Annotated in this window: 24 protein-coding genes and 2 tRNA genes; 4 read left to right on the top strand and 22 right to left on the bottom strand. The window is 52.9% G+C overall.

The genetic code is table 11. The annotated features are described in order from the left end of the window. Window positions 1-5: 5 nt before the first annotated feature. The 11 genes from deaD to NBA72_RS15220 all read right to left on the bottom strand — a co-directional run bounded on the left by deaD (window position 6) and on the right by NBA72_RS15220 (window position 12400). Window positions 6-1895: an ATP-dependent RNA helicase DeaD gene (gene deaD / locus NBA72_RS15270; protein ID WP_000807248.1), complete on the bottom strand. Its 1890-nt coding sequence runs from the start codon at window positions 1893-1895 to the stop codon at window positions 6-8. Continuing rightward, window positions 1888-1968 (bottom strand): protein YrbN, encoded by an 81-nt coding sequence (yrbN, locus tag NBA72_RS15265; RefSeq protein ID WP_010723222.1) that lies wholly within the window; start codon window positions 1966-1968, stop codon window positions 1888-1890. The genes deaD and yrbN overlap by 8 nt, the downstream gene beginning before the upstream one ends. Window positions 1969-2073: 105 nt before the next feature. Beyond that, entirely contained in the window at window positions 2074-2958 is an 885-nt protein-coding gene (nlpI, locus tag NBA72_RS15260; protein ID WP_000802069.1) for a lipoprotein NlpI, read from the bottom strand. Between the two features lie 109 nt (window positions 2959-3067). Next, window positions 3068-5203, bottom strand: a complete 2136-nt coding sequence (gene pnp / locus NBA72_RS15255; protein ID WP_001670767.1) for a polyribonucleotide nucleotidyltransferase — start codon at window positions 5201-5203, stop codon at window positions 3068-3070. A gap of 241 nt (window positions 5204-5444) precedes the next feature. Then, window positions 5445-5714: a 30S ribosomal protein S15 gene (gene rpsO / locus NBA72_RS15250; RefSeq protein WP_000059465.1), complete on the bottom strand. Its 270-nt coding sequence runs from the start codon at window positions 5712-5714 to the stop codon at window positions 5445-5447. 150 nt (window positions 5715-5864) lie between these two features. Then, complete coding sequence (gene truB / locus NBA72_RS15245) at window positions 5865-6809, bottom strand: tRNA pseudouridine(55) synthase TruB (protein WP_000089674.1); 945 nt, start codon at window positions 6807-6809, stop codon at window positions 5865-5867. Further along, window positions 6809-7210: a 30S ribosome-binding factor RbfA gene (gene rbfA, locus NBA72_RS15240; protein WP_001040208.1), complete on the bottom strand. Its 402-nt coding sequence runs from the start codon at window positions 7208-7210 to the stop codon at window positions 6809-6811. Before rbfA ends, truB begins: the two co-directional genes overlap by 1 nt. A gap of 220 nt (window positions 7211-7430) precedes the next feature. After that, window positions 7431-10109 (bottom strand): translation initiation factor IF-2, encoded by a 2679-nt coding sequence (gene infB / locus NBA72_RS15235; protein ID WP_023254745.1) that lies wholly within the window; start codon window positions 10107-10109, stop codon window positions 7431-7433. 24 nt (window positions 10110-10133) lie between these two features. Continuing rightward, window positions 10134-11636 carry a transcription termination factor NusA gene (gene nusA / locus NBA72_RS15230; RefSeq protein ID WP_001031038.1) on the bottom strand — a complete coding sequence of 501 codons (1503 nt, stop codon included), beginning with the start codon at window positions 11634-11636 and terminating at the stop codon, window positions 10134-10136. A gap of 27 nt (window positions 11637-11663) precedes the next feature. Further along, window positions 11664-12116 (bottom strand): ribosome maturation factor RimP, encoded by a 453-nt coding sequence (gene rimP, locus NBA72_RS15225; protein WP_000105461.1) that lies wholly within the window; start codon window positions 12114-12116, stop codon window positions 11664-11666. Between the two features lie 207 nt (window positions 12117-12323). Continuing rightward, window positions 12324-12400 (bottom strand) — tRNA-Met (locus tag NBA72_RS15220). 343 nt (window positions 12401-12743) lie between these two features. Between NBA72_RS15220 and argG the strand changes: the two genes are divergently transcribed. Continuing rightward, the gene (gene argG, locus NBA72_RS15215; RefSeq protein WP_000207654.1) at window positions 12744-14087 is read left to right on the top strand and encodes an argininosuccinate synthase; all 1344 of its coding nucleotides are present in this window, start codon (window positions 12744-12746) and stop codon (window positions 14085-14087) included. A 157-nt stretch (window positions 14088-14244) separates the two neighbouring features. Then, window positions 14245-15204: a helix-turn-helix domain-containing protein gene (locus NBA72_RS15210; RefSeq protein WP_001083598.1), complete on the top strand. Its 960-nt coding sequence runs from the start codon at window positions 14245-14247 to the stop codon at window positions 15202-15204. An 85-nt stretch (window positions 15205-15289) separates the two neighbouring features. Here the strand turns inward: NBA72_RS15210 and NBA72_RS15205 are convergent. The 6 genes from NBA72_RS15205 to rlmE form a co-directional block, all read right to left on the bottom strand. After that, a tRNA-Leu gene (locus NBA72_RS15205) sits at window positions 15290-15376 on the bottom strand. Between the two features lie 13 nt (window positions 15377-15389). Continuing rightward, window positions 15390-15722, bottom strand: coding sequence for a preprotein translocase subunit SecG (secG, locus tag NBA72_RS15200; protein WP_000272680.1), 333 nt, complete (start codon window positions 15720-15722; stop codon window positions 15390-15392). Between the two features lie 222 nt (window positions 15723-15944). Continuing rightward, window positions 15945-17282: a phosphoglucosamine mutase gene (gene glmM / locus NBA72_RS15195; RefSeq protein WP_000071169.1), complete on the bottom strand. Its 1338-nt coding sequence runs from the start codon at window positions 17280-17282 to the stop codon at window positions 15945-15947. Beyond that, window positions 17275-18123 (bottom strand): dihydropteroate synthase, encoded by an 849-nt coding sequence (gene folP, locus NBA72_RS15190; protein ID WP_000764711.1) that lies wholly within the window; start codon window positions 18121-18123, stop codon window positions 17275-17277. The genes glmM and folP overlap by 8 nt, the downstream gene beginning before the upstream one ends. 104 nt (window positions 18124-18227) lie before the next feature. Further along, complete coding sequence (gene ftsH / locus NBA72_RS15185; RefSeq protein WP_001107481.1) at window positions 18228-20162, bottom strand: ATP-dependent zinc metalloprotease FtsH; 1935 nt, start codon at window positions 20160-20162, stop codon at window positions 18228-18230. A 103-nt stretch (window positions 20163-20265) separates the two neighbouring features. Next, window positions 20266-20892, bottom strand: a complete 627-nt coding sequence (rlmE, locus tag NBA72_RS15180; protein WP_000145974.1) for a 23S rRNA (uridine(2552)-2'-O)-methyltransferase RlmE — start codon at window positions 20890-20892, stop codon at window positions 20266-20268. Between the two features lie 126 nt (window positions 20893-21018). On the opposite strand from rlmE, the gene yhbY reads away from it, so the two are divergent. Continuing rightward, window positions 21019-21312 (top strand): ribosome assembly RNA-binding protein YhbY, encoded by a 294-nt coding sequence (gene yhbY / locus NBA72_RS15175; RefSeq protein ID WP_001592995.1) that lies wholly within the window; start codon window positions 21019-21021, stop codon window positions 21310-21312. A 155-nt stretch (window positions 21313-21467) separates the two neighbouring features. Here yhbY and greA read toward each other — a convergent pair whose 3' ends face one another. Further along, complete coding sequence (greA, locus tag NBA72_RS15170) at window positions 21468-21944, bottom strand: transcription elongation factor GreA (protein ID WP_001148008.1); 477 nt, start codon at window positions 21942-21944, stop codon at window positions 21468-21470. Between the two features lie 247 nt (window positions 21945-22191). Between greA and dacB the strand changes: the two genes are divergently transcribed. After that, window positions 22192-23625 (top strand): serine-type D-Ala-D-Ala carboxypeptidase, encoded by a 1434-nt coding sequence (dacB, locus tag NBA72_RS15165; protein ID WP_001212675.1) that lies wholly within the window; start codon window positions 22192-22194, stop codon window positions 23623-23625. 131 nt (window positions 23626-23756) lie between these two features. Here dacB and cgtA read toward each other — a convergent pair whose 3' ends face one another. From cgtA to rplU, 4 genes are all read right to left on the bottom strand, one after another. Continuing rightward, window positions 23757-24929, bottom strand: a complete 1173-nt coding sequence (cgtA, locus tag NBA72_RS15160; RefSeq protein WP_000673556.1) for an Obg family GTPase CgtA — start codon at window positions 24927-24929, stop codon at window positions 23757-23759. Between the two features lie 15 nt (window positions 24930-24944). Beyond that, window positions 24945-25910 carry a DMT family transporter gene (locus tag NBA72_RS15155; protein ID WP_042948692.1) on the bottom strand — a complete coding sequence of 322 codons (966 nt, stop codon included), beginning with the start codon at window positions 25908-25910 and terminating at the stop codon, window positions 24945-24947. 129 nt (window positions 25911-26039) lie between these two features. Next, complete coding sequence (rpmA, locus tag NBA72_RS15150; RefSeq protein WP_000940593.1) at window positions 26040-26297, bottom strand: 50S ribosomal protein L27; 258 nt, start codon at window positions 26295-26297, stop codon at window positions 26040-26042. 19 nt (window positions 26298-26316) lie between these two features. After that, on the bottom strand, window positions 26317-26628 hold the full coding sequence (gene rplU, locus NBA72_RS15145; protein ID WP_000271396.1) for a 50S ribosomal protein L21: 312 nt from the start codon (window positions 26626-26628) through the stop codon (window positions 26317-26319). Window positions 26629-26704 lie beyond the last annotated feature (76 nt).

The raw sequence follows: 26704 nt of genomic DNA, 5'->3' as shown, positions 1-26704 counted from the left end.
GTGAGTTACGCATCACCGCCGAAACGACGGCGACCGGTAGAGTCATCACGACGCGGACCACGGCTTTCACGACGTTCGCCGCTGAAGCGACGACCATCACCACGACCACCTTCACGACGTTCGCCGCTGAAATTACGACCGCCTTCACGACGTTCGCCACTGAAGCTACGACCACCGCCGCGACGTTCGCCGCCCGCGTGCGGAACCGCATCACCCAACAGCTGCATATTCATCGGCTTGTTCAGAATGCGGGTACGCGTGAAGTGCTGGAGCACTTCGCCCGGCATACCTTTCGGCAGCTCGATGGTGGAGTGAGACGCGAACAGCTTAATGTTGCCAATGTAACGGCTGCTGATGTCGCCTTCGTTAGCGATAGCGCCCACGATATGACGAACTTCAACGCCGTCATCACGGCCCACTTCAATGCGGTATAACTGCATATCGCCAACGTCACGACGTTCACGACGCGGACGTTCTTCACGATCGCCACGCGGGCCACGGTCATTACGATCGCGCGGACCACGGTCGTCACGGTCACGGAATTCACGCTTAGGACGCATCGGCGCATCCGGCGGCAGGATCAGCGGACGCTCGCCCTGCGCCATTTTCAGCAGTGCGGCGGCCAGCGTTTCGAGATCCAGCTCTTCACCTTCAGCAGACGGCTGGATTTTCGCCAGCAGCGCACGGTACTGATCCAGATCGCTGCTTTCCAGTTGCTGTTGAACTTTCGCGGCGAATTTTTCCAGACGGCGTTTACCCAGCAGTTCTGCGTTCGGCAGTTCCACTTCCGGAATGGTCAGCTTCATGGTGCGTTCGATGTTGCGCAGCAGACGACGCTCGCGGTTCTCAACGAACAGCAGCGCGCGACCAGCGCGACCCGCACGGCCGGTACGACCGATACGGTGAACGTAGGACTCGGAGTCCATCGGGATATCGTAGTTCACCACCAGGCTGATACGTTCAACGTCCAGACCACGTGCCGCAACGTCGGTGGCGATCAGGATGTCCAGACGACCATCTTTCAGGCGTTCCAGAGTCTGCTCACGCAGCGCCTGGTTCATATCGCCATTCAACGCGGCGCTGTTGTAGCCGCTACGTTCCAGCGCTTCTGCTACTTCCAGGGTCGCGTTTTTGGTACGTACGAAGATAATCGCCGCATCAAAGTCTTCCGCTTCCAGGAAACGCACCAGCGCTTCGTTTTTACGCATACCCCAGACAGTCCAGTAGCTCTGGCTGATGTCAGGACGGGTAGTCACGCTGGACTGAATGCGCACTTCCTGCGGCTCTTTCATAAAGCGGCGGGTAATGCGACGAATCGCTTCCGGCATGGTGGCGGAGAACAGAGCGGTCTGATGACCTTCCGGGATCTGCGCCATAATAGTTTCAACGTCTTCGATGAAGCCCATACGCAGCATTTCGTCGGCTTCATCCAGCACCAGACCACTCAGTTTAGAGAGGTCGAGGGTGCCGCGTTTTAAGTGATCAAGCAGACGTCCCGGCGTACCGACAACGATCTGCGGCCCCTGACGCAGGGCGCGTAACTGCACGTCATAACGCTGACCGCCGTACAGGGCAACCACGTTTACGCCGCGCATGTGTTTAGAGAAATCCGTCATGGCTTCGGCAACCTGTACCGCCAGTTCGCGGGTCGGCGCCAGCACCAGAATCTGAGGTGCCTTCAGCTCAGGATCAAGATTGTTGAGCAGCGGTAAAGAGAACGCTGCGGTTTTGCCGCTACCGGTCTGGGCCATGCCCAGCACGTCGCGACCGCCCAGCAGATGCGGAATGCACTCTGCCTGGATTGGAGATGGTTTTTCGTAACCCAGATCGGTAAGGGCTTCAAGGATAGGAGCCTTCAGCCCCAGATCTGCAAAAGTGGTTTCGAATTCAGCCATGTAGTACGTGTGCCTCAAAATTAATGGCGGCCAGTCTACATAACTCATCATGAAATTGATCTGCAATTTTCATTGAAAAGTGTGAACCGGCTCAAAGTAGGTGTATTAACGAACAACAACGCCCTCACCCGCGAAGGTGATGGCAATCAAAAAGATTACGGGCTGATATGTTCGTCAGCTATTGCTGGTCCGATTCTGCCAGGTCATCTTGGTCCTGGCCCAGGAGCGATAATTCCAACAATGCGTATCGGTGCTCAACAAAGTTATGAACGTTGTTGGCCACCGCCAGTTTGAACAGAGCCGTGGCGCTGTCCAAATCCCCCAGACTTAGGTAATACTTACCTAAATAGAAGTTGGTTTCACTGAGATGCTCAGCGAGCGAGGTGTTATCCGTTGCGTCCGCCTTGAGCCTTTCCATCAGCGTTGCTTCGCTAATGTCGCCCAGGTAGAACTCGACAATGTTCCATCCCCATTGCTCTTTATCCGATTTTTCAAAGCGTGCTTTTAACGCTTCTTTCGCCTGCTTCTCATTAAGCTTCTGCTCAACAAGATACAGCCACAGGCTGCGGTAAGGATCATTGGGATCGTCTTGATAAAACGCCAGCAGATCATCTTGCGCTAACTTATCACGGCCGCCGTAATACAATGCGATACCGCGGTTTAAGTGCGCGTAGTTGTAAGTTGGATCAAGCTCTAGTACAGAATCAAACGCTTCATAGGCAGCATCAAAATTGCCTGCCTGCGTTAAATAAATGCCTAAGTAATTGAATACTTCAGGCATATCCGGTCTGATTGCCAGCGCTTGTGAAAAATCATTTCGCGCTAATGCCCTCAAACCAAGACTATCATACAACACTCCGCGCTCATATAAAAGCTGTGCGCGTTCGTCATCGGTTAAAGCCCGACTGGCAAGAATCTGTTCCATACGCGCCAGAATCACTTCCTGCTGTAAAGTCGGTTGCAATGGTACTGCGAGGACTTCACTTTTACGCCAGGCGGAATTACTGCATCCTGCAAGCGTAAGTGCTGTCGCAACGAAACACCAGCGCAAAAAAGGCTTCATTTCCCACTCCCGAAGACAACGATTGAATGAACGTCCTGTTCCCCGGTGGCTCAACAAGGCGTCCAGCCAGGTCTAAAGCCCCCCGCACTGCGGAGGGCAAAAGGCTACCTTACTCGGCCTGTTCGCTCGCCGGAGCTTCCGGCGCAGCCGCAGGTTGAGACTGCTCGGTTGCTTCTTTAATGCTCAGACGTACACGGCCCTGGCGGTCAACTTCCAGAACCTTAACCGGGACTTCCTGACCCATCTGCAGATAGTCGGTCACTTTCTCTACACGCTTATCCGCGATTTGAGAGATGTGAACCAGACCTTCTTTACCGCCGCCGATGGCAACAAACGCGCCAAAGTCAACGATACGGGTCACTTTACCATTGTAGATACGGCCGACTTCGATCTCTGCGGTGATCTCTTCGATACGACGGATAGCATATTTCGCTTTTTCGCCGTCGGTCGCCGCGATCTTCACAGTACCGTCATCTTCAATTTCGATGGTGGTGCCGGTCTCTTCAGTCAGCGCGCGGATCACAGAACCGCCTTTACCGATCACGTCTTTGATCTTGTCCGTGCTGATCTTGATGGTATGGATACGCGGCGCGAATTCAGAGATATCGCCGCGCGGCGCGTTGATCGCCTGTTCCATCACGCCCAGGATGTGCAGACGCGCACCTTTAGCCTGGTTCAACGCAACCTGCATGATCTCTTTGGTGATACCTTCAATTTTGATATCCATCTGCAGCGCAGAGATACCGTCGCGGGAACCCGCCACTTTGAAGTCCATATCGCCCAGGTGATCTTCGTCGCCCAGAATGTCAGACAGTACAACGTAGTTGTCGCCTTCTTTCACCAGACCCATAGCGATACCTGCTACGGCGGCTTTAATTGGCACGCCAGCGTCCATCAGCGCCAGAGAAGCGCCGCACACGGAAGCCATAGAGGAAGAACCGTTGGATTCGGTGATTTCAGACACCACGCGAACGGTGTACGGGAATTTATCCATGTCCGGCATCACTGCCAGCACGCCGCGCTTCGCCAGACGACCGTGACCAATTTCACGACGCTTCGGAGAACCGACCATGCCGGTTTCGCCTACGGAGTACGGAGGGAAGTTGTAGTGGAACAGGAAGCTGTCAGTACGCTCGCCCATCAGTTCATCAAGCACCTGCGCGTCACGGGCAGTACCCAGAGTTGCGGTAACCAGCGCCTGCGTTTCACCACGGGTAAACAGAGCGGAACCGTGAGTACGCGGCAGTACGCCAGTGCGCACGTCCAGACCACGGATCATGTCTTTTTCACGGCCATCAATACGCGGCTCGCCTGCCAGTACGCGGCTACGCACCACGTTTTTCTCGATAGCGTGCAGGATTTCGCCCAGCTCGTTAGCATCCAGAGTTTCATCTTCTGCAATAAGCTGCTCGATGGTTTCGGATTTGATTACGTCAACCTGAGCATAGCGCTCTTGTTTATCGGTGATGCGGTACGCGTCGCTCAGACGAGATTCAGCCAGCGCAGCAACACGCGCGTTCAACGCGTCGTTGACGGCTTCCGGCTGCCAGTCCCAACGCGGTTTACCGGCTTCTTTCACCAGATCGTTGATCGCCTGGATAACAACCTGCTGCTGCTCGTGACCGAATACCACCGCGCCCAGCATAGTGTCTTCGCTCAGCAGTTCAGCTTCGGATTCCACCATCAGCACAGCCGCTTCGGTACCGGCAACCACCAGGTCCAGCTTGCTTTCTTTCAGCTCGTCCTGGGTCGGGTTCAGTACGTACTGGTCATTGATGTAACCTACGCGCGCCGCGCCGATTGGGCCGTTGAACGGAATGCCGGACAGGGACAGCGCAGCGGATGCGCCGATCATGGCAACGATGTCTGGGTTAACCTGCGGGTTAACGGAAACGACGGTCGCAATAACCTGCACTTCGTTAACGAAGCCTTCCGGGAACAGCGGACGAACCGGGCGGTCAATCAGACGCGCGATCAGGGTTTCACCTTCGCTTGGACGGCCTTCACGACGGAAGAAGCTGCCCGGGATACGACCAGCAGCGTAGGTACGTTCCTGATAGTTAACGGTCAGTGGGAAGAAGTCCTGGCCTGGCTTGGCTTTTTTCTGGCCGACAACGGTAACGAATACGGCGGTGTCATCCATGCTTACCATAACAGCGGCAGTGGCCTGACGCGCCATCATGCCAGTTTCCAGCGTAACGGTATGCTGACCGTACTGGAATTTACGAACGATCGGATTAAGCAAAATAATATCCTTTCCAATTTTTGACGGCATAATACGCGCCGTCGTTAATACCCGATCTTCTGCGCATCCTCGCGACTAATGACAACCCTAACCCTGATATGGGTAAAGCCTCTCATTAGCCGCGCGAACCTCTGCAACGGAAGATCATTCATAGCAACAATACATTAGTTTCCAGCGAATTGCTGCCATCTGCTGGAAAAAAGGGGCCATGAAGGCCCCCTCTTTCTGAAACTCAAAAGAATTAGCGACGCAGACCCAGACGCTCAATCAGCGCGGTGTAGCGTGCAACATCTTTACGTTTCAGGTAGTCGAGCAGTTTACGACGCTGAGAAACCATACGCAGCAGACCACGACGGCTGTGGTGGTCTTTTTTATGCTCTGCAAAGTGACCCTGCAGGTGGTTAATCTGTGCAGTCAACAGAGCAACCTGAACATCGGTAGAACCGGTGTCGTTTGCGTCACGACCGAACTCAGAAACGATTTTAGCTGTAGCTTCAGTACTTAGAGACATTTTAAAACTCCAAAGTATTTAAGAATGAGAGGACGCCGATCTCTAATTCAGCGATCCCAGTGTACGCCGCGTAAACTGTTAAATAATTTACGCGACGTTAAGCGGCGGTATTCTACTCGCAGCGCTCTCTTATCGCAAGACGAAGCGACATTACGCTGGGTACTCTACTACCAGCCGACGAGGCGCGACACGGCCTTCGTCGTCAATTTCGCCCATACCGATAAATTTATCGTCTTCACCTTCCGTCACACGAACCAGTCCCTTCAACGGCGCGCCCGTGGTACGAACCGGGTTGCCATTTTTGAAGTATACCGAAGATGTTAACGGCAGATTAACAACAGGGTAGTCCGAAGCTGGACTGTCCATTGGCATCAATAATGGATCGAGCAACTGCGCCGCCGGAACGCCCTGCTGCTCCGCCTGTGCTACCAGCGTCTGCAAATGCTCCAGCGTCACCATACGATCCACCGGATACTTGCTGACCGTCAGACGACGCAGGTAGGTTACGTGCGCGCCACAGCCCAGTTTCTCACCTAAATCATCAATAATGGTACGAATATAGGTGCCTTTGGAGCAATGAACTTCCAGCTCCAGCTCGTTACCTTCATGGCGAATAAACAGCAGCTCATAGACGGTAATCGGGCGGGCTTCGCGCGGCACTTCGATACCCTGGCGGGCATATTCGTACAGCTTCTTGCCCTGATACTTCAGCGCCGAATACATCGAGGGAATCTGTTCGATATCCCCACGAAAGGTCTCCAGCGCGCTCGCAAGCTGCTCAGCGCTGAAAGTCACCGGACGCTCCTGCACGATTTGACCATCGGCGTCAGAGGTATCCGTGCGCTGCCCCAGACGGGCAATAACACGATAGCGTTTGTCAGAATCCAGCAGGTACTGCGAAAATTTTGTCGCTTCGCCGAGGCAAATCGGCAACATGCCGGTCGCCAGCGGGTCCAGCGCGCCGGTATGCCCGGCGCGGTTGGCATTGTAGATGCGCTTAACTTTCTGCAGCACGTCATTGCTGGACATACCCTGCGGCTTATCCAGCAGCAGAACGCCGTGAATGTCGCGGCCACGACGACGAGGACGACTCATCAGTCCTCCTTGCTGTCGTCCGGGTTCACACGACGTTCTTCGTCATGTTTCACCACGTTAGTCACCAGGTTGGACATACGCATCCCTTCCACCAGCGAGTTGTCGTAGAAGAAGGTCAGTTCCGGTACGATGCGCAAACGCATCGCTTTACCCAGCAAGCTGCGGATGAAACCAGACGCTTCCTGCAGGGCCTTAATGCCGTTTTTCACAGCCGCTTCGTCCTGATCGTTGAGGAACGTCACGAATACTTTGGCGTATGCCAGATCGCGGGACATTTCAACACCCGATACGGTGGTCATCATACCTACACGTGGATCTTTGATTTCGCGTTGCAGGATGAGCGCGATCTCTTTCTGCATCTCTTGCGCTACGCGCTGAGGGCGACCAAATTCTTTCGCCATAATAAATTCTCCAGAATAAAGACAAAAAAGGGGCCATAAGCCCCTTTTTAAATTTCTTGCCGGGTGGCGCTTCGCTTACCCGGCCTACGCCTAATCATCTTCTAAGGATTTTGGATTGCAACAAGGCGGCAAGCTCGTAAATCCCCGGGAGCATAGATAACTATGTGACCGGGGTGAGCGAGCGCAGCCAACGCCGTTGCGGCCCAAAAGACGACGAAGATTAAGCGATGGTACGTTGGATCTCGATAATCTCGAATACTTCAATCATATCGCCAACGCGAACGTCGTTGTAGTTCTTCACGCCGATACCACATTCCATGCCGTTACGGACTTCGTTAACGTCATCTTTGAAGCGGCGCAGGGATTCCAGCTCGCCTTCATAGATAACCACGTTGTCGCGCAGAACGCGGATTGGGTTATGGCGTTTAATTGTACCTTCGGTAACCATACAGCCCGCGATCGCGCCGAATTTCGGCGATTTGAACACATCGCGCACTTCAGCCAGACCGATGATCTGCTGTTTCAGTTCCGGAGACAGCATACCGCTCATCGCCGCTTTCACTTCGTCGATCAGGTTATAGATGACGGAGTAGTAACGCAGATCCAGGCTTTCAGATTCGATCACTTTACGCGCAGAGGCATCGGCACGAACGTTGAAGCCAACCAGAATGGCGTTGGACGCCGCAGCTAGGGTCGCGTCGGTTTCGGTGATACCACCTACGCCAGAACCGATGATCTTCACTTTCACTTCGTCGGTAGACAGTTTCAGCAAGGAGTCGGAGATCGCTTCCACAGAACCCTGTACGTCGGCCTTCAGCACGATGTTCACTTCGTGAACTTCGCCTTCGGTCATGTTGGCGAACATGTTCTCGAGTTTAGATTTCTGCTGACGCGCCAGTTTAACTTCACGGAATTTACCCTGACGATACAGAGCAACTTCACGCGCTTTCTTCTCGTCGCGAACTACGGTCACTTCGTCACCGGCAGCCGGAACGCCGGACAGGCCGAGGATTTCCACCGGAATGGACGGACCCGCTTCCAGCACTTCCTGACCCAGTTCGTTACGCATCGCACGCACGCGACCGTATTCGAAGCCACACAGCACGATATCGCCCTTATGCAGCGTACCTTCGCGTACCAGCACGGTAGCCACCGGACCACGACCTTTATCCAGGAAGGATTCGATAACCGCACCGCTCGCCATACCTTTGCGTATCGCTTTCAGTTCCAGAACTTCGGCCTGCAGCAGGATAGCGTCCAGCAGTTCGTCAATACCGGTACCTGCTTTCGCAGACACGTGAACGAACTGGCTTTCACCGCCCCACTCTTCCGGCAGAATGCCGTACTGGGACAGTTCGTTCTTAACGCGATCCGGATCGGCTTCCGGCTTATCGATTTTGTTCACCGCAACCACGACCGGCACACCTGCCGCTTTCGCGTGCTGGATAGCTTCGATAGTCTGCGGCATCACGCCGTCGTCTGCCGCTACCACCAGAACCACGATATCCGTTGCCTGGGCGCCGCGAGCACGCATAGAAGTAAACGCGGCGTGACCAGGGGTGTCCAGGAAGGTGATCATCCCGTTGTCAGTTTCAACGTGGTAAGCACCGATGTGCTGGGTAATGCCGCCCGCTTCGCCAGAGGCTACTTTCGTGGAACGAATGTAGTCCAGCAGAGAGGTTTTACCGTGGTCAACGTGGCCCATGATGGTCACAACCGGTGCGCGCGGTTCAGCCGCAGCGCCGGTATCACGGTCGCTCATTACCGCTTCTTCCAGTTCGTTTTCACGACGCAGGATAACTTTGTGGCCCATCTCTTCGGCAACCAGCTGTGCGGTTTCCTGGTCGATGACCTGGTTGATGGTGGCCATGGCGCCCAGCTTCATCATCGCTTTGATGACCTGAGAACCTTTCACCGCCATCTTGTTCGCCAGTTCGCCAACGGTGATGGTTTCACCGATCACCACGTCACGGTTAACGGCCTGAGCGGGCTTCTGGAAGCCTTGCTGTAAAGAAGACCCTTTACGCTTGCCGCCTTTACCGCCGCGAACCGCAGCACGCGCTTCTTCGCGATCGGCTTTGGATTCGGCATGTTTGCCTTTTTTCGCCGGACGCGCCGCTTTTGCATTACGGCCACGACCACGACCGCCTTCTACTTCACGATCGTTTTCGTCTTCGGCCTGGCGAGCGTGCTGAGAAGTGGTGACATGATAGTCACTGGTGTCTTCTACTGGCTCAGGCGTTGCGGTCCATTTGTTTTCTTCCGCCATGCGGCGAGCTTCTTCTGCTACACGACGCGCTTCTTCTTCGAGTTTGCGACGTGCTTCTTCTTCCGCTTTACGCTTCAGCTCTGCAGCTTCATTCTCACGGCGGGCTTTTTCGGCCTGGGCGGTTTTGGTCATATCGTCAGTCTGTTGATTGCTCACTTTGTCTTTTTCCGCAGCTTCACGTTTCGCTTTTTCAGCGGCTTCACGCTTAGCTTGTTCTGCGGCCTCGCGTTCAGCTTTTTGTTGCGCCTCGCGTTTGGCCTGTTCTTCTGCCTCACGACGGGCTTGCTCTTCCGCTTCACGCTGCGCCTGCTCTTCCGCGGCCAGGCGTTCAGCCTCTTGCGGATCGCGTTTCACAAAGGTGCGCTTCTTGCGGACTTCGATTTGTACCGATTTACTTTTTCCACCGGTACCAGGAATGTTCAGGGTGCTGCGCGTCTTACGCTGCAGCGTCAGTTTATCGGGACCAGAAACCGCTTCGCGGTTCAGGTGCGCCAGTAAAGTCTGTTTTTCTTGTGCGGACACAGAGTCGTCAGCAGATTTCCGGATACCTGCATCAGCAAACTGCTGTACCAGGCGATCCACGGAAACCTGTCTCTCTGCGGCCAGCGCTTTTAGGGTTACATCTGTCATGCTGTTCCTTCCTGCTACAGTTTATTACGCTTCGTCGCCGAACCAGCAAATATTACGGGCAGCCATAATCAGCTCACCGGCTTTTTCGTCGGTCAACCCTTCGATATCAGCCAGATCATCAATGCCCTGGTCGGCGAGATCTTCCAGCGTACAAACACCACGAGCCGCCAGTTTGAAAGCCATATCGCGATCTAATCCTTCCAGATTCAGCAGATCGTCAGCCGGTTTGTTATCACCGAGGCTTGCTTCCTGGTCCTGCGCCAGAGTGGCCAGTGCGTTTTTAGCACGCTCGCGCAGTGCTTCAACGGTCGGCTCATCAAGGCCGTCAATTTCCAGCAGTTCTTTCATTGGCACATAGGCCAGTTCTTCGAGCGTGGAGAAACCTTCTTCTACCAGAACGGTCGCGAACTCTTCATCAATATCAAGATATTTAGTAAAGATCTCGATAGCGGCATGTGCTTCAGCCTGATGTTTAGCCTGCAAGTCATCAACGGTCATTACGTTGAGTTCCCAGCCGCTCAATTGCGAAGCCAGGCGGACGTTCTGACCATTACGTCCGATCGCCTGCGCCAGATTACCGGCTTCAACGGCGATATCCATGGTATGTTTATCTTCGTCCACCACGATAGACGCGACGTCTGCCGGTGCCATCGCATTAATGACGAACTGCGCCGGGTTATCATCCCACAGCACGATATCGATACGCTCACCGCCCAGTTCGGTAGAGACCGCCTGAACGCGCGCGCCGCGCATCCCCACGCAAGCGCCGACCGGATCGATACGTTTATCGTTGGTTTTCACTGCGATTTTCGCACGAGAACCCGGATCGCGAGCCGCCGCTTTAATTTCAATCACTTCTTCGCCGATTTCCGGCACTTCGATGCGGAACAGTTCGATCAGCATTTCCGGCTTGGAACGGGTGACGAACAGCTGCGCGCCACGCGCTTCCGGGCGAACAGCGTACAGCACGCCGCGAATACGGTCGCCAGGACGGAAGTTTTCGCGCGGCAGCATATCTTCACGCAGAATCACCGCTTCAGCGTTACCGGCCATCCCTTCGGATTTAATTTCCAGAGAGATATTGTCGCGGTTCACTTTCTTCACCACGCCAGTGACGATTTCGCCTTCCTGGTCGCGGAACTGATCGACAACCATCGCGCGTTCAGCTTCACGGACCTTCTGTACGATAACCTGTTTCGCAGTCTGCGTGGTGATACGGTCAAAGGTGACAGATTCAATCTGATCTTCAACATAGTCGCCGACATTCAGGCTTTCGTCTTCAAAACGCGCCGCTTCCAGCGTAATTTCCTTCGTCGGCATGGTCACTTCTTCAACGATCAACCAACGGCGGAAAGTATCAAAATCACCGCTTTTACGATCGATTTCTACACGAACATCGATCTCCTGCTCATATTTTTTCTTTGTTGCCGTTGCCAGCGCACTTTCCAGCGCTTCAAAAATTTTTTCGCGTGGCAGCGCTTTTTCGTTGGAGACGGCTTCAACAACAGCCAAAATTTCTTTGTTCATCGCGGGCTTTTCACCTCATCCAGACTGTTAAAAGTGGGGAACCAGGTTCGCCTTCTGGATATTACTCAGCGCGAACACTTCATCTTTGCCTTCGACTGTGACGGTAATCATTTCACCGTCCACCGCTTTGATAATGCCCTGCCACTTGCGACGGTTCTGTACCGCCATGCGAAGAACCAGCGCGACTTCTTCACCCTGGAAACGCGCATAATGATCGGCAGTGAACATAGGACGGTCGAGACCCGGTGACGAGACTTCAAGGTTGTAAGCCACGGAGATAGGATCTTCAACGTCCAGCACCGCGCTTACCTGGTGGCTCACATCAGCACAATCATCAACATTGATGCCATCTTCACTATCAATATAGATGCGCAGTGTGGATGTGCGACCGCGAATAAATTCGATGCCGACCAGCTCGTAGCCTAAGGCTTCAACTGGCGCTGTAATCATCTCTGTTAATTTTTGCTCTAATGTGGACAAGCCCACCCCCAAGACATAAAAAAAGGGCCTAAAGCCCAGTTATTCTGTAGTCAGATAACAAAAAACCCCGATAAATCGGGGCTTTAGATAACTGAACCCTATAACCGCAACGGCGGTCTGGTGTACCTTCCGAAAGAATTTTTTTCAAATCCAGCTACGAAGGACATAATCTTCACAGTATATTTGAAAAAGAACTCTAAGGGAAAGTGGTTGCGGGGGCCGGATTTGAACCGACGACCTTCGGGTTATGAGCCCGACGAGCTACCAGGCTGCTCCACCCCGCGCCTGAAACGTGGCAAATTCTACTCGTTTTGGGCAAAATTTGCAAATACTGCTGGGATTTGGTACCGAGGACGGGACGTAAAATCTGCGCACAGTATAGTGACCAGGCATGAGTTATGTCAACCCTATTCCCAATATGCAGATGAATGAATATCACTCTTCGTTATACTCATCCCATCTCTCCGGCTTATACACGCATTTCACAACGTTATTTCAGTAAACCTTCACTAAACGCTTCCTGTCTCTGCTAAAAGATGATTAAATGAAAACTCATTTATTTTGCATAAAAATGCACAAAAGCAGAAACCGATCTCATTATCAGTCAATCAAGCAGGGTTCTATTCTATGACGACGATTCTTAAGCATCTTCCAGCAGGTCAACGTATTGGTATCGCTTTTTCCGGCGGTCTGGACACCAGCGCCGCGCTGCTGTGGATGCGACAAAAAGGAGCTGTCCCATATGCCTATACTGCGAATCTGGGACAACCGGATGAGGATGACTATGACGCCATTCCTCGTCGCGCAATGGAGTATGGCGCAGAGAATGCTCGCCTGATTGATTGCCGCAAGCAGTTGGTTGCAGAAGGGATCGCAGCGATTCAGTGCGGCGCTTTCCATAATACGACTGGCGGACTGACCTATTTCAATACCACGCCGCTGGGCCGTGCCGTGACCGGCACGATGCTGGTCGCCGCGATGAAAGAAGACGGCGTGAATATCTGGGGCGACGGCAGCACCTATAAAGGCAACGATATTGAACGTTTCTATCGTTACGGCCTGCTGACCAACGCCGAGCTGCAGATTTACAAACCGTGGCTGGATACCGACTTTATCGATGAGCTGGGTGGTCGCCATGAGATGTCTGAATTTATGATTGCCTGCGGTTTCGACTATAAGATGTCAGTCGAAAAAGCCTACTCCACCGACTCCAACATGCTCGGCGCCACGCATGAAGCGAAAGATCTGGAGTTTCTTAACTCCAGCGTCAAGATCGTCAACCCGATTATGGGCGTGAAGTTCTGGGACGAGAGCGTGAAGATTCCGGCAGAAGTTGTGACCGTCCGCTTCGAGCAGGGTCACCCTGTTGCCCTGAATGGCAAAACCTTCAGCGATGATGTTGAGATGATGCTGGAAGCGAACCGCATCGGCGGCCGTCACGGTCTGGGCATGAGCGACCAGATCGAAAACCGTATCATTGAAGCGAAAAGCCGCGGCATCTATGAAGCCCCGGGGATGGCGCTGCTGCACATCGCTTACGAGCGTCTGTTGACCGGTATTCACAACGAAGACACCATTGAACAGTATCATTCTCATGGTCGTCAGCTGGGCAAACTGCTGTATCAGGGCCGCTGGTTCGACTCGCAGGCGCTGATGCTGCGTGACGGCCTGCAACGTTGGGTCGCCAGCCAAATTACCGGTGAAGTGACGTTGGAGCTGCGTCGCGGCAACGACTACTCCATCCTGAACACCGTGTCCGACAACCTGACCTATAAGGCTGAGCGTCTGACCATGGAGAAAGGCGAGTCCGTATTCTCACCGGACGATCGTATCGGTCAGTTGACCATGCGTAATCTGGACATTACCGATACCCGCGAGAAACTGTTCGGCTACGCGAAAGCGGGTCTGTTAACCGCCTCTTCCGCGACCGGTCTGCCGCAGGTTGAGAATCTGGAAAACAAAGGCAAATAAGCCCGCGTCGTTGATGCAACAGGCCGCGAAAGCGGCCTTTTTTATTGCCAGCTTAGGCTCACATAATTTTTAAGTAAAACTAAATTGAAATTTACTAAAATAAAATCAATAATAAATTCACTTAATTAACGGTTTTATTTACTAAAAAGGTAGAAAAATGAACAGTGAACACTTTGTACGCCTAGCCTTAGATATCCTTAAATGCAGCCAAAAAGAACTTGCTGGAAAGCTAGGGGTTTCCTCCACTCAAATTAGCAAGTGGAAAAAAGGTGAACATATGTCTGATGATATGGAAAAGAAATTCAGAAAAATCACCAATATAGGTGAGTATTCTCCACTGCTTGTTGAGTGGGCAGGCTCCGTCAGTAATGCAGAAAAATGGGATCGTCTGATGCATTTTATTGCTGATAGAGTACATGACAGAGCAGAAACCGGCTACGTCACAACGCCTCTACTCGACGAAGAAGGGTTCTTATGTGAAGAAACGATTGATACATTGGAAAAAATGGGGTTATCCGCTCCAAAATCGTTCCCTGTTGAATTAGATATCAACTATGAGAATACAGATGATGAAGAAACTGAAGATCTATGGGACTCCATCAGCAATAACCCTCACAGTTCAATTATTGAAAAAATCTATAACTCGCTGAATGATGTCTATGGCTTTTATGCTGCTTATGTTGATGAATTAATACAAGATGAAGGGTTGGATATCTATTCAACTGATGCCATCAATATTATGTATTCTTTGATGTCGCTTGCAGCTTGCAAAATTGAGATTGATTCAGCAACAGCACCGAATTTTCGACAATTCCGTTATGAAGTTGAGAAGGATTATGAAAACTGGTTAAGCCAACTCAAACTTCTGGCATTCCGTGCAGGAATTCCATTACGAGCAGAGCTCCTCCAGATGGTTTACGATAGTGCAGATGATCTGAGTGTTGCAGCTGAGGCTGAAAGTTTAGATTTAAATAAATCACGAATCCACCCAGATATCTACATGAATGAGATACTGACTGGTATGCGAATCATTCACCAAGTTCTCCCTGTAATTATGGAAAAACTTGAAATTACAGATTTTGAGTTGGATGAAAGCGCCTTACACATAGGAAGATAACTGAGGCGGCCCTAAGTTAGTAAAGGGCCTCCGTTTTCAACAGACGAAAAAAAAGACGCTTTTCAGCGTCTCTTTTCTGGAATATTGGTACCGAGGACGGGACTTGAACCCGTAAGCCCTATTGGGCACTACCACCTCAAGGTAGCGTGTCTACCAATTCCACCACCTCGGCACGGATACTGCTATTAGCGCGGGATATCGCTGGTCGGCTGGGCCGGTGCAGCAGGTTGAGTCTGCTCGGTCTTCGCCGGCGCGCTCAGATTTTCCCACTCGCTTCCTTTATTGGTTTTGTTGCTATTGATATTACCCAACACCAGACTGATGATGAAGAACAGCGTCGCCAATACCGCCGTCATTCGGGTCATGAAGTTACCAGAACCACTTGAACCAAATAGCGTAGCGGAAGCGCCTGCTCCGAAGGAGGCTCCCATATCAGCGCCTTTACCTTGCTGCAGCATGATCAGACCTACAAGGCCAATTGCCACAATAAGGAAAACAACTAAAAGAGCTTCGTACATAATCAACCTGTTCCTTGCGGAGTTGCCGCGTACCAATGCTTCTACCAATAAAGCGGGATTTTTACTGTTTCCCACTGAAGCGGGTGTGAATACTAACCAAAGCGAATGACCTTCGCAAGGGCAATTTAAGCGCATTGTATCAACTGCGGAAAAAAACAGCAAAAGCGTTGTTTTTTGCGGGCCGTAAGGCGGCAACCGCCGCCTTTTTAGTCACTTAAACGCTTAAACGGCTTTTACCGCATCCGCGATACGATGGGCGAATGCCGTAACCTGCGCTTCATCCTCGCCTTCCACCATCACGCGAATCAGCGGTTCGGTACCGGATTTACGTAGCAGTACCCGCCCACGATTGCCGAGCGTGGCTTCTACGTCCGCCGTTACCGCTTTCACCGCTTCATTTTCCAGCGGATCGCCGCTACCGGCGGTGTAACGCACGTTAACCAGAATCTGCGGGAACATTTTCATACCGCTGCACAGATCGTGCAGACTCATATGATTACGCACCATCGCCGCCAGAACTTGTAGCCCCGCTACAATACCGTCGCCAGTGGTCGTTTTATCCAGCAGAATAACGTGACCAGAGTTTTCCGCGCCGATGCGCCAGCCTTTTTCCTGCAATTTTTCCAGCACGTAGCGGTCGCCCACTTTCGCCCGGGCAAACGGAATGCCAAGCTGCTTGAGCGCCAGCTCCAGCCCCATATTGCTCATCAGCGTCCCCACCGCGCCGCCGCGCAGTTGCCCCTGGCGCAGCCCTTCGCGCGCGATGATATACATGATCTGATCGCCATCGACTTTATTGCCTTCATGGTCAACCATGATGACCCGGTCGCCGTCGCCGTCAAGCGCGATGCCGAGGTCCGCCTTCTCCGCCAACACGCGCGCCTGCAACGCGCGCACGTCGGTCGCGCCCACTTCTTCGTTAATGTTGACGCCGTTTGGCTCACAGCCGATGGCGATAACGGTCGCGCCCAGCTCGCGCAGCACATTCGGCGCGATATGGTAGGTAGCGCCGTTGGCGCAATCCACAACCACTTTCAGGCCGTTGAGGCTCAGTTCGTTCGGGAAGGTGCCTTTACAGAACTCAATATAGCGTCCGGCGGCATCGACGATGCGGCTCGCTTTCCCCAGCTCGGCGGAGTCTACGCAGGTGATCTCTTTTTCCATTTCGGCTTCGATGGCTTCTTCCACATCGTCAGGCAGTTTCGTACCGTCGATAGAGAAGAATTTAATGCCGTTATCATAGAACGGGTTATGCGAAGCCGAGATAACGATACCCGCCTCCGCGCGGAAAGTCCGCGTCAGATAGGCGACGGCTGGCGTTGGCATAGGTCCGGTAAACGAGGCCGACAGTCCCGCAGCGGCAAGGCCCGCCTCCAGCGCGGACTCCAGCATATAGCCGGAAATACGCGTATCTTTACCGATAATGATTTTACGCGAGCCATGACGCGCCAGCACTTTTCCGGCAGCCCAACCCAGTTTAAGCACGAAATCAGGTGTAATGGGGGCATTGCCTACACGTCCGCGAATCCCATCGGTACCGAAATATTTACGATTACTCATAGCGTTTGTTTCCCTTTGCAGACAGAGTGGCTTCCACCACCCGCATCGCCTCTACGGTTTCTTTGACGTCATGGACGCGAATGATCTGCGCGCCCTGCATCGCGGCAATTACCGCGCACGCAAGGCTGCCGTTCAGACGGTCTGATGGTCCCACGTTAAGTAACTGACCAACCATCGTTTTACGTGACATGCCCACCAGCAGCGGCAGGTTAAAATGATGAAACTCACCCAGTCGCGCCAGTAAGGTATAATTGTGAGAGAGATTTTTACCGAAACCGAATCCGGGGTCGAGCAACAATTTCTCTTTTGCGATGCCGGCCTTCTCACAACGTGCTATTTGCTCAATAAAGTAGCGATTCACCTCGGCAAAGACATCGTCATATTTCGGCGCCTCCTGCATGGTTTTGGGGTTGCCCTGCATGTGCATAAGACTGACCGGCAAGCCGGTTTCCGCTGCCGCTTCCAACGCGCCGGGTTCGGAGAGTGAACGGACATCATTGATAATATGCGCGCCCGCCCTTGCCGCTTCACGGATCACCTCGGGTTTAGAGGTATCCACAGAAATCCACACTTCAAAACGTTGCGCGATTGCTTCCAGTACCGGAATAACGCGATCCAGCTCTTCTTCCACGCTCACTTCCGCCGCGCCTGGTCGCGTTGATTCCCCCCCCACATCAATAATTGTCGCCCCGGCATTCACCATTAAATTCGCATGTTTCACCGCCTCAATCAGCGTGTTATGCGCGCCGCCGTCGGAGAACGAATCCGGCGTTACGTTCAGGATACCCATAACATGCGGATGAGTGAGATCGAGCGTGGCGCCCTGAGCGAAGAGTTTCATGGTCAAAATCCCTGTTTTATTTGTGGTGAGTTAAAAAAAGAAAAACCCCGGGGCAAGCCCCAGGGTTTCGGTGAGCGCTAAACATAATGTTGTACAACAAACGCTTATTTGTCGCCCAGCTGCTCTGACATCGTGTTGCCCGGGTTCGGCGTGCGTGGTTCATCAACCGGACGCGGCGCCTGAGGCGTACCATTGCTGTCAGAGTTATTAGTGCCGTTTGGATCTTCCCAGCCCGCAGGCGGACGCACTTCACGACGCGCCATCAGGTCATCAATCTGCGGCGCATCGATGGTTTCATATTTCATCAGCGCATCTTTCATCGCGTGCAGAATATCCATATTGTCAGTCAGGATCTGACGAGCGCGATTGTAGTTACGTTCAATCAGCGCTTTCACTTCCTGGTCGATGATACGCGCAGTTTCATCAGACATATGTTTCGCTTTTGCGACGCTACGGCCGAGGAACACTTCGCCCTCTTCTTCCGCATACAGCAACGGACCGAGTTTCTCCGAGAAGCCCCACTGGGTGACCATGTTACGCGCCAGGTTAGTCGCGACTTTAATGTCGTTCGACGCCCCGGTAGAAACATGCTCAACGCCGTAGATAATCTCTTCCGCCAGACGACCGCCGTACAGCGTGCTGATTTGGCTTTCCAGCTTCTGACGGCTGGCGCTGATTGCGTCGCCTTCAGGCAGGAAGAAGGTCACGCCCAGCGCACGACCGCGCGGGATAATCGTCACTTTGTGCACCGGATCGTGTTCTGGCACCAGGCGACCGATAATCGCGTGGCCCGCTTCGTGGTACGCGGTCGACTCTTTCTGCGCTTCCGTCATCACCATGGAGCGACGTTCGGCGCCCATCATGATTTTGTCTTTCGCTTTCTCGAACTCAACCATCGACACAACGCGCTTGTTACCACGAGCCGCAAACAGCGCCGCTTCGTTGACCAGGTTCGCCAGGTCCGCACCGGAGAAGCCCGGCGTACCGCGCGCAATGATCGCCGCATCAATATCCGTCGCTAACGGTACGCGACGCATATGCACCTTCAGAATCTGCTCACGACCGCGCACATCCGGCAGGCCTACCACCACCTGACGGTCGAAACGACCAGGACGCAGCAGCGCCGGGTCAAGGACGTCCGGACGGTTAGTTGCGGCGATAACGATGATACCTTCGTTACCTTCGAAGCCGTCCATCTCAACCAGCATCTGGTTCAACGTCTGCTCACGTTCATCGTGACCACCGCCCAGACCAGCGCCACGCTGGCGACCGACGGCGTCGATTTCATCGATGAAGATGATGCACGGTGCCGCTTTCTTGGCCTGTTCGAACATGTCACGCACACGAGACGCGCCGACACCGACGAACATTTCCACAAAGTCAGAACCGGAAATCGTAAAGAATGGCACCTTCGCTTCACCCGCAATGGCTTTTGCCAGCAGGGTTTTACCGGTACCCGGCGGGCCGACCATCAGGACACCTTTCGGAATTTTACCGCCCAGCTTCTGGAAACGGCTCGGTTCACGCAGGTATTCGACCAGTTCCGCCACTTCTTCTTTCGCTTCGTCACAACCTGCGACGTCAGCAAACGTGGTTTTGATCTGATCTTCCGTCAGCATACGCGCCTTGCTCTTACCGAACGACATGGCGCCTTTGCCACCGCCGCCCTGCATCTGACGCATGAAGAAGATCCAGACGCCGATCAGCAACAGCATCGGGAACCAGGAAATGAAGATAGAAGCCAGCAGGCTTGGCTCTTCAGGTGGTTCGCCAACAACCTTGACGTTTTTAGTCAGCAGGTTATCAAGCAGCTTCGGATCATTAATCGGAATGTAAGTCGTGTAACGGTTACTATCTTTCTTGGTAACGTTGATCTCACGTCCGTTGATACGCGCTTCGCGAACCTGGTCCTGATTGACCTCTTGCAGGAAGGTAGAGTAATCCACCTTACGGCCATTAGACTCGCTGGGCCCAAAGCTCTGGAATACTGACATCAGCACAACGGCAATGACCAGCCAGAGTATTAGGTTTTTCGCCATGTCACTCAAGGGATTAACCTCTTATTACAACTGTGTTAAAAACAGCGTCAGGATACTCTATATCCAGTTTCTTTCAAACCTTACGTCTGAAATCTGCCGGTTATCACTTTCGCCCGGTCGCTACAATGTACACTTCACGCGAACGCGCACGCGAAGAGTCCGGCTTACGAACTTTAACCTTCGTAAACAGGGAGCGAATTTCCCTTAGATACTCATCGAAACCTTCGCCCTGGAACACCTTCACTACAAAACTTCCGCCTGGCGCCAGCACATCGCGGCACATCTCTAACGCCAGCTCCACCAGATACATGGCGCGGGGGATATCCACCGCCGGTGTTCCGCTCATGTTTGGTGCCATATCCGACATGACAACTTGTACTTTACTGTCACCCACGCGTTCCAGTAACGCTTTCATGACAAGTTCATCACGAAAATCGCCCTGAAGAAAGTCCACACCAACGATAGGATCCATAGGTAAAAGATCACAAGCGATGATGCGGCCTTTGCCGCCAATCTGCGTGACCACATACTGTGACCAGCCTCCTGGCGCAGCGCCGAGATCGACTACCGTCATTCCCGGCTTAAAAAGTTTGTCACTTTGCTGTATTTCATCAAGTTTAAACCAGGCACGGGAGCGTAGCCCCTTTTTCTGCGCCTGTTGAACATATTTATCGCTAAAGTGTTCCTGAAGCCAGCGGCTTGAGCTGGCAGAACGCTTTTTACCTGTCATTTAACTTTCCCGTCGGGGCAGTTCATCGTAGCCAATGGCGTAAATTTCTACACGCCTATTTGGCGATATAAGGGAGATGGCGGTAGAATGACCCGTTTTCAATCCCAACGTAAGCAAAAATATACGATGAATCTGAGTACTAAACAAAAACAGCACCTAAAAGGTCTGGCACATCCGCTCAAGCCTGTTGTTATGCTTGGCAATAATGGTTTGACCGAAGGGGTACTGGCCGAGATTGAACAAGCGTTAGAGCACCATGAACTTATCAAGGTGAAAATCGCCTCGGAAGATCGCGAAACAAAAACCTTGATCGTGGACGCTATCGTGCGCGAAACCGGCGCCTGTAACGTACAGGTCATCGGTAAAACGCTGGTGCTGTATCGCCCAACTAAAGAGCGTAAAATCTCGCTGCCGCGTTAAGGATATCCTAAAGTCGAACACAAAATCTGTGTAAAACGAGGGGTTTTCCACGAGCAGGAGAGCAAAATGCCACGCTCTCTCCGTTGATAAAAGGCCGCTATGCGGCCTTTTTCCTTTCTTTACAATACACCAACAATTTGCGTATTGAGTACTGCTTAAAGGTATTCCACTTTAAGCACTTCGTATTCCACATCGCCGCCAGGCGTTTTGATCACCACGACGTCATCCTGCTCTTTGCCGATCAGACCGCGAGCGATTGGCGAGTTTACCGAAATGAGATTTTGCTTAAAATCCGCCTCATCATCGCCAACAATGCGGTAGGTCTGCTCTTCGTCGGTGTCCAGGTTCAGCACCGTGACGGTAGCGCCGAAAATCACGCGACCATTGTTCGGCATTTTAGTGACATCAATCACCTGCGCATTCGACAGTTTTGCTTCGATATCTTTAATGCGCCCTTCGCAGAAACCCTGCTGTTCGCGTGCAGCATGATACTCCGCGTTTTCTTTTAAATCGCCATGTTCGCGCGCTTCGGCGATAGCGGCGATGATTTCAGGACGGCGCACAGATTTCAGAAAATCCAGCTCTTCGCGCAGTTTTTCGGCTCCGCGTAAGGTCATCGGAATAGCTTGCATTTGTTATACCTCTTGAACATTCCTGTAGGGGGCAATGAACTCTACCCCGGCTGCTAAGCCAGCCCCGGCATATGCCATACCAGGGTCAGAAGCAAAAAAACACCAACCCGGGCGCGCAGTCCCAGGTCAGCTACAATTTCCTCTTTGATAATCATTTTACCCTGGAGTTCCCTATGGGTCATCGTTTACTTTTTAGGGCGTTGCGCCGTAGTATGACGGCTTGTTTCCAGGGTGTTAGCGCGAGATTATGCGATTTTCCAGATTTATCATCGGATTGACCACCAGTATAGCGTTCAGCGTTCAGGCCGCGAATATTGACGAATACATCAAACAGCTTCCGGCCGGCGCCAACCTCGCGCTGATGGTGCAAAAGATTGGCGCGCCCGCGCCGGCTATTGATTATCATAGTCAGCAGATGGCGCTTCCCGCCAGTACCCAAAAGGTGATTACCGCGCTGGCGGCGCTGATTCAACTCGGCCCGGATTTCCGTTTTACGACCACACTGGAGACTAAAGGCAACGTCGATAACGGCATCCTGAAAGGTGACTTAATTGCGCGCTTCGGTGGCGATCCAACGCTAAGACGTCAGGATATTCGCAATATGGTCGCGACGCTGAAAAAGTCCGGCGTCACGCAAATCGACGGTAATGTGCTTATCGACACGTCGATTTTCGCCAGCCACGATAAAGCGCCAGGCTGGCCGTGGAACGACCTGACGCAGTGTTTCAGCGCGCCTCCCGCCGCCGCCATTGTTGACCGCAACTGTTTTTCTGTGTCGCTTTATAGCGCGCAAAAACCAAACGATTTAGCCTTTATTCGCGTGGCCTCTTATTATCCGGTAACGATGTTCAGCCAGGTACGGACTCTGCCGCGCGGTTCGGCAGACGCGCAGTATTGCGAGCTGGATGTTGTGCCTGGCGATTTGAACCGTTATACGCTTACCGGCTGTTTACCACAGCGCGCCGATCCGCTGCCGCTGGCCTTTGCTATTCAGGACGGCGCCAGCTACGCGGGCGCGATCCTCAAGCAGGAACTGAAAGAGGCCGGGATAACTTACCGCGGCACGCTGCTGCGCCAGACGCAGGTTAACGAGCCCGGAACGATCGTCGCCAGTAAACAGTCGGCGCCACTGCACGATCTGCTTAAGATTATGCTGAAAAAGTCAGACAACATGATCGCCGATACTGTTTTTCGGATGATTGGTCATGTCAGGTTTAACGTGCCTGGCACCTGGCGGGCGGGATCGGATGCCGTTCGCCAGATCCTGCGCCAACAGGCGGGAATTGATATCGGCAATACCATTATTGCCGACGGTTCCGGTCTTTCTCGCCATAACCTGATCGCTCCCGCCACGATGATGCAGGTGCTGCAATATATCGCCCAACACGATAACGAGCTGAACTTTATCTCTATGCTGCCGCTGGCGGGCTATGATGGTTCATTGCAATACCGCGCCGGGCTACATCAGGCGGGCGTAGACGGTAAGGTTTCGGCGAAAACCGGGTCACTGCAGGGCGTGTATAATCTGGCGGGCTTTATTACCACCGCAAGCGGGCAACGGATGGCATTTGTACAGTATTTGTCCGGCTACGCGGTTCCACCTGCCGATCAGCGTAATCGCCGAATCCCGCTGGTACGCTTCGAGAGTCGGTTGTATAAGGATATTTATCAGAATAACTGAGTGCATTTATTGCCGGATGGCGGCGCTAACGCGTCTTATCCGGCCTACAACGAACATAATAAAACGGGCCGCAAATGCGGCCCGTTGGCTTTTGTAGGCCGGATAAGCGTTAGCGCCATCCGGCTACGAGATTAACGTTTGTAGATGAACTCGACGCCTTCTTCGTCGTCTTCATCCCAGTCGTCATCCCAGTCATCGTCTGCGTCTTCTTCCACTTCAGCCAACTGCTGGCGATGATAATCGTCCCACATGAACTCGACTTTTTCCGGCTGTTTTGCTTCTTCAGCCTGCGCGATCGGATTCTCGATGATAAAGGTCATCACATCCCAGCAGAGATCTTTCACCCCTAGCTGACTGGCAGCGGAAATCAGATAGTATTTCCCTTCCCAGCCCAACGCTTCGGCGATCGCTTTCGCTTTCTCTTCCGCTTCGGTTTTATCCATCAGATCGATCTTGTTGAACACTAACCAGCGCGGTTTAGCCGCCAGATCCTGGCTGTATTTTTCCAGTTCGCCAATAATGATACGGGCGTTTTCCACCGGATCGGAACCGTCGATCGGATCGATATCAATGAGGTGCAGCAGTACGCGGCAACGTTCGAGGTGCTTCAGGAAGCGAATCCCCAGGCCCGCGCCTTCCGCCGCGCCTTCGATCAACCCCGGAATGTCGGCCACCACAAAACTCTTTTCGCTGTCCATACGTACCACGCCCAGGCTCGGCACCAGCGTGGTAAACGGATAGTCCGCGACTTTCGGTTTTGCTGCCGATACCGCGCGAATGAACGTTGATTTACCGGCGTTTGGCATCCCCAGCATCCCGACATCCGCCAGCAGCATCAGTTCCAGCAGCAGGTCGCGCTTATCACCCGGCGTACCATTGGTTTTCTGGCGCGGCGTACGGTTAACCGAGGATTTAAAACGGGTATTGCCTAACCCATGCCAGCCGCCCTTCGCGACCAACAGACGCTGACCGTGTTTGGTCATGTCGCCCATCGTTTCACCGGTTCCCTGGTCGATAACGCGCGTACCGACCGGCACTTTAATGGTCACGTCTTTACCGCGTTTACCGGTACAGTCGCGGCTCGCGCCATTCTGACCACGTTCAGCGCGGAACGATTTTTCAAAGCGGTAATCGATCAGCGTATTCAGGTTTTCATCGGCTTCCATCCAGACGTCGCCGCCGTCGCCGCCATCACCGCCGTCCGGGCCGCCTTTCGGGATATATTTTTCGCGGCGGAAGCTCACACAGCCATTACCGCCATCGCCTGCAACGACCAGAATCGATGCTTCATCAACAAACTTCATTTTATTCTCCGTAAATCATTCGCCTGAGCGGGGTTGCGAAACCACCGTTTCATGCTTGCGTAAACCGCCCCAAATACGATGACCAATGGCGGAATACATCGCGCCCGCAACCACGACAAACGCACCGAGATAACCTAAAAGGTTTAACATCGGTCTGGCGAAGAAATCGGGCCAGGCCATAGATAAAAGATCTGAAAACAGCAGGGTAAATAGCGGTGTAAGCGTGATTATCGCGCTCACCTGCGCCGCCAGCCAACGCGCCATCGCTTCCGCCAGGGCGCCATATCCTACCAGCGTATTTAGCCCGCAGAAAATCAAACAGGCGAGCTGCCAGTCGCTCAGTTGCGCTATCACCATCGGTTTTGCCAGCGGCAAGAGCGCTATCGTACATAAAGTGTACAGTAAAAACAGGATCTGCTGCGAGGCCAGACGTCGCAATAATACTTTTTGCGCCACGCCATAGCTCACCCACACCATCGCCGCGCCTACGCCAAAAATAACGCCCCAGGTGTAGTCGGTCAGTCGGGTAAAAATCTCGATCAGACTGGTGTTAAAAAACATCACCAGCCCGCTCAATAACATCAGCGCGCCAATCACCTGCGTACCGCGCATCTTTTCTTTCAGAATAAAGACGCTGGCGACCATCATGCCAACCGGCGAGAGCTGGCCGATAACCTGCGACGCGGTTGGGCTTAAATATTGCAGGGAAGAACTGAACAAAATGAAATTACCGAACAGTCCGCAGGTCGCTATCGCCAATAACACCAACCAGCGCGGCTTACGAAAAATACGCAGCGGCGGCAGCTTTCTTTTTACTGCCAGTATCGCCCCGAGGCCAATACTGGCCATTAAGAAGCGGTAGAAGACAATGGTTGAAGGCTCCATCACCTCCAGCACTTGCTTCATTGCTATTGGCAACGCTCCCCAGCACATCGCGGTAGTGAGCGCTAAAAGAATGCCAATGCCTGCCTGCTGCTTCATGCCGTGTTCCCTGCAAAGACCCGTTAACGGCATTCGCACAGCCACACGGGTATATTTTAGTCGGCCATCGAATGTAAAAAGCCCCGCAACAGGTGCGGGGCTTTCATCCGTTACCGGACCACAAAAAACTTACTCAGCAACGATGCTGATGTATTTACGGTTTTTCGGGCCTTTAACTTCGAATTTCACTTTACCGTCTGCTTTAGCAAACAGAGTGTGGTCACGACCGCAACCAACGTTGGTGCCAGCGTGGAATTTAGTACCACGTTGACGAACGATGATGCTGCCTGCCAGAACTGCTTCACCGCCAAAGCGTTTTACGCCCAGACGTTTAGCTTCAGAATCGCGACCGTTACGAGTCGAGCCGCCAGCCTTTTTATGTGCCATTTAATCTGCTCCCCTAATCTTAAGCGCTGATGCCGGTAATTTTCACATCAGTGAACCACTGACGATGGCCCTGCTGCTTACGGTAGTGTTTACGGCGACGAAACTTAACGATTTTAACTTTCTCGCCACGACCGTGGGCAACAACTTCAGCTTTGATTACGCCGCCATCAACGAAAGGAACGCCGATTTTGACTTCTTCACCGTTTGCGATCATCAGAACTTCAGCGAACTCGATAGTTTCGCCAGTTGCGATGTCCAGCTTTTCCAGGCGAACGGTCTGACCTTCGCTTACTCGGTGTTGTTTACCACCACTTTGGAAAACCGCGTACATAAAAAACTCCGCTTCCGCGCACACCTTTCAATGATTCAGAGCGCGCTATAAATATTCACAATAGGGCGCGAATATT

This window comes from Salmonella sp. NW1250 (genome assembly GCF_051812965.1).
In the GTDB taxonomy this organism is placed as follows: Bacteria; Pseudomonadota; Gammaproteobacteria; order Enterobacterales; family Enterobacteriaceae; genus Salmonella; species Salmonella enterica.
Note: the sequence above shows the minus strand (reverse complement) of the source record. Positions and strands in the feature narration are given on the sequence as shown.

Bases quoted from the DNA above. Each gene is read 5' to 3' on its own strand.
- rbfA (WP_001040208.1), bottom strand. From the start codon at position 7,210: ATGGCGAAAGAATTTGGTCGCCCTCAGCGCGTAGCGCAAGAGATGCAG.
- argG (WP_000207654.1), top strand. From the start codon at position 12,744: ATGACGACGATTCTTAAGCATCTTCCAGCAGGTCAACGTATTGGTATC.
- ftsH (WP_001107481.1), bottom strand. From the start codon at position 20,162: ATGGCGAAAAACCTAATACTCTGGCTGGTCATTGCCGTTGTGCTGATG.
- yrbN (WP_010723222.1), bottom strand. From the start codon at position 1,968: ATGAAAATTGCAGATCAATTTCATGATGAGTTATGTAGACTGGCCGCC.
- NBA72_RS15210 (WP_001083598.1), top strand. From the start codon at position 14,245: ATGAACAGTGAACACTTTGTACGCCTAGCCTTAGATATCCTTAAATGC.
- cgtA (WP_000673556.1), bottom strand. From the start codon at position 24,929: ATGAAGTTTGTTGATGAAGCATCGATTCTGGTCGTTGCAGGCGATGGC.
- nlpI (WP_000802069.1), bottom strand. From the start codon at position 2,958: ATGAAGCCTTTTTTGCGCTGGTGTTTCGTTGCGACAGCACTTACGCTT.
- greA (WP_001148008.1), bottom strand. From the start codon at position 21,944: ATGCAAGCTATTCCGATGACCTTACGCGGAGCCGAAAAACTGCGCGAA.
- rpmA (WP_000940593.1), bottom strand. From the start codon at position 26,297: ATGGCACATAAAAAGGCTGGCGGCTCGACTCGTAACGGTCGCGATTCT.
- dacB (WP_001212675.1), top strand. From the start codon at position 22,192: ATGCGATTTTCCAGATTTATCATCGGATTGACCACCAGTATAGCGTTC.
- nusA (WP_001031038.1), bottom strand. From the start codon at position 11,636: ATGAACAAAGAAATTTTGGCTGTTGTTGAAGCCGTCTCCAACGAAAAA.
- rplU (WP_000271396.1), bottom strand. From the start codon at position 26,628: ATGTACGCGGTTTTCCAAAGTGGTGGTAAACAACACCGAGTAAGCGAA.
- glmM (WP_000071169.1), bottom strand. From the start codon at position 17,282: ATGAGTAATCGTAAATATTTCGGTACCGATGGGATTCGCGGACGTGTA.
- rlmE (WP_000145974.1), bottom strand. From the start codon at position 20,892: ATGACAGGTAAAAAGCGTTCTGCCAGCTCAAGCCGCTGGCTTCAGGAA.
- secG (WP_000272680.1), bottom strand. From the start codon at position 15,722: ATGTACGAAGCTCTTTTAGTTGTTTTCCTTATTGTGGCAATTGGCCTT.
- infB (WP_023254745.1), bottom strand. From the start codon at position 10,109: ATGACAGATGTAACCCTAAAAGCGCTGGCCGCAGAGAGACAGGTTTCC.
- folP (WP_000764711.1), bottom strand. From the start codon at position 18,123: ATGAAACTCTTCGCTCAGGGCGCCACGCTCGATCTCACTCATCCGCAT.
- truB (WP_000089674.1), bottom strand. From the start codon at position 6,809: ATGAGTCGTCCTCGTCGTCGTGGCCGCGACATTCACGGCGTTCTGCTG.
- deaD (WP_000807248.1), bottom strand. From the start codon at position 1,895: ATGGCTGAATTCGAAACCACTTTTGCAGATCTGGGGCTGAAGGCTCCT.
- NBA72_RS15155 (WP_042948692.1), bottom strand. From the start codon at position 25,910: ATGAAGCAGCAGGCAGGCATTGGCATTCTTTTAGCGCTCACTACCGCG.
- rpsO (WP_000059465.1), bottom strand. From the start codon at position 5,714: ATGTCTCTAAGTACTGAAGCTACAGCTAAAATCGTTTCTGAGTTCGGT.
- yhbY (WP_001592995.1), top strand. From the start codon at position 21,019: ATGAATCTGAGTACTAAACAAAAACAGCACCTAAAAGGTCTGGCACAT.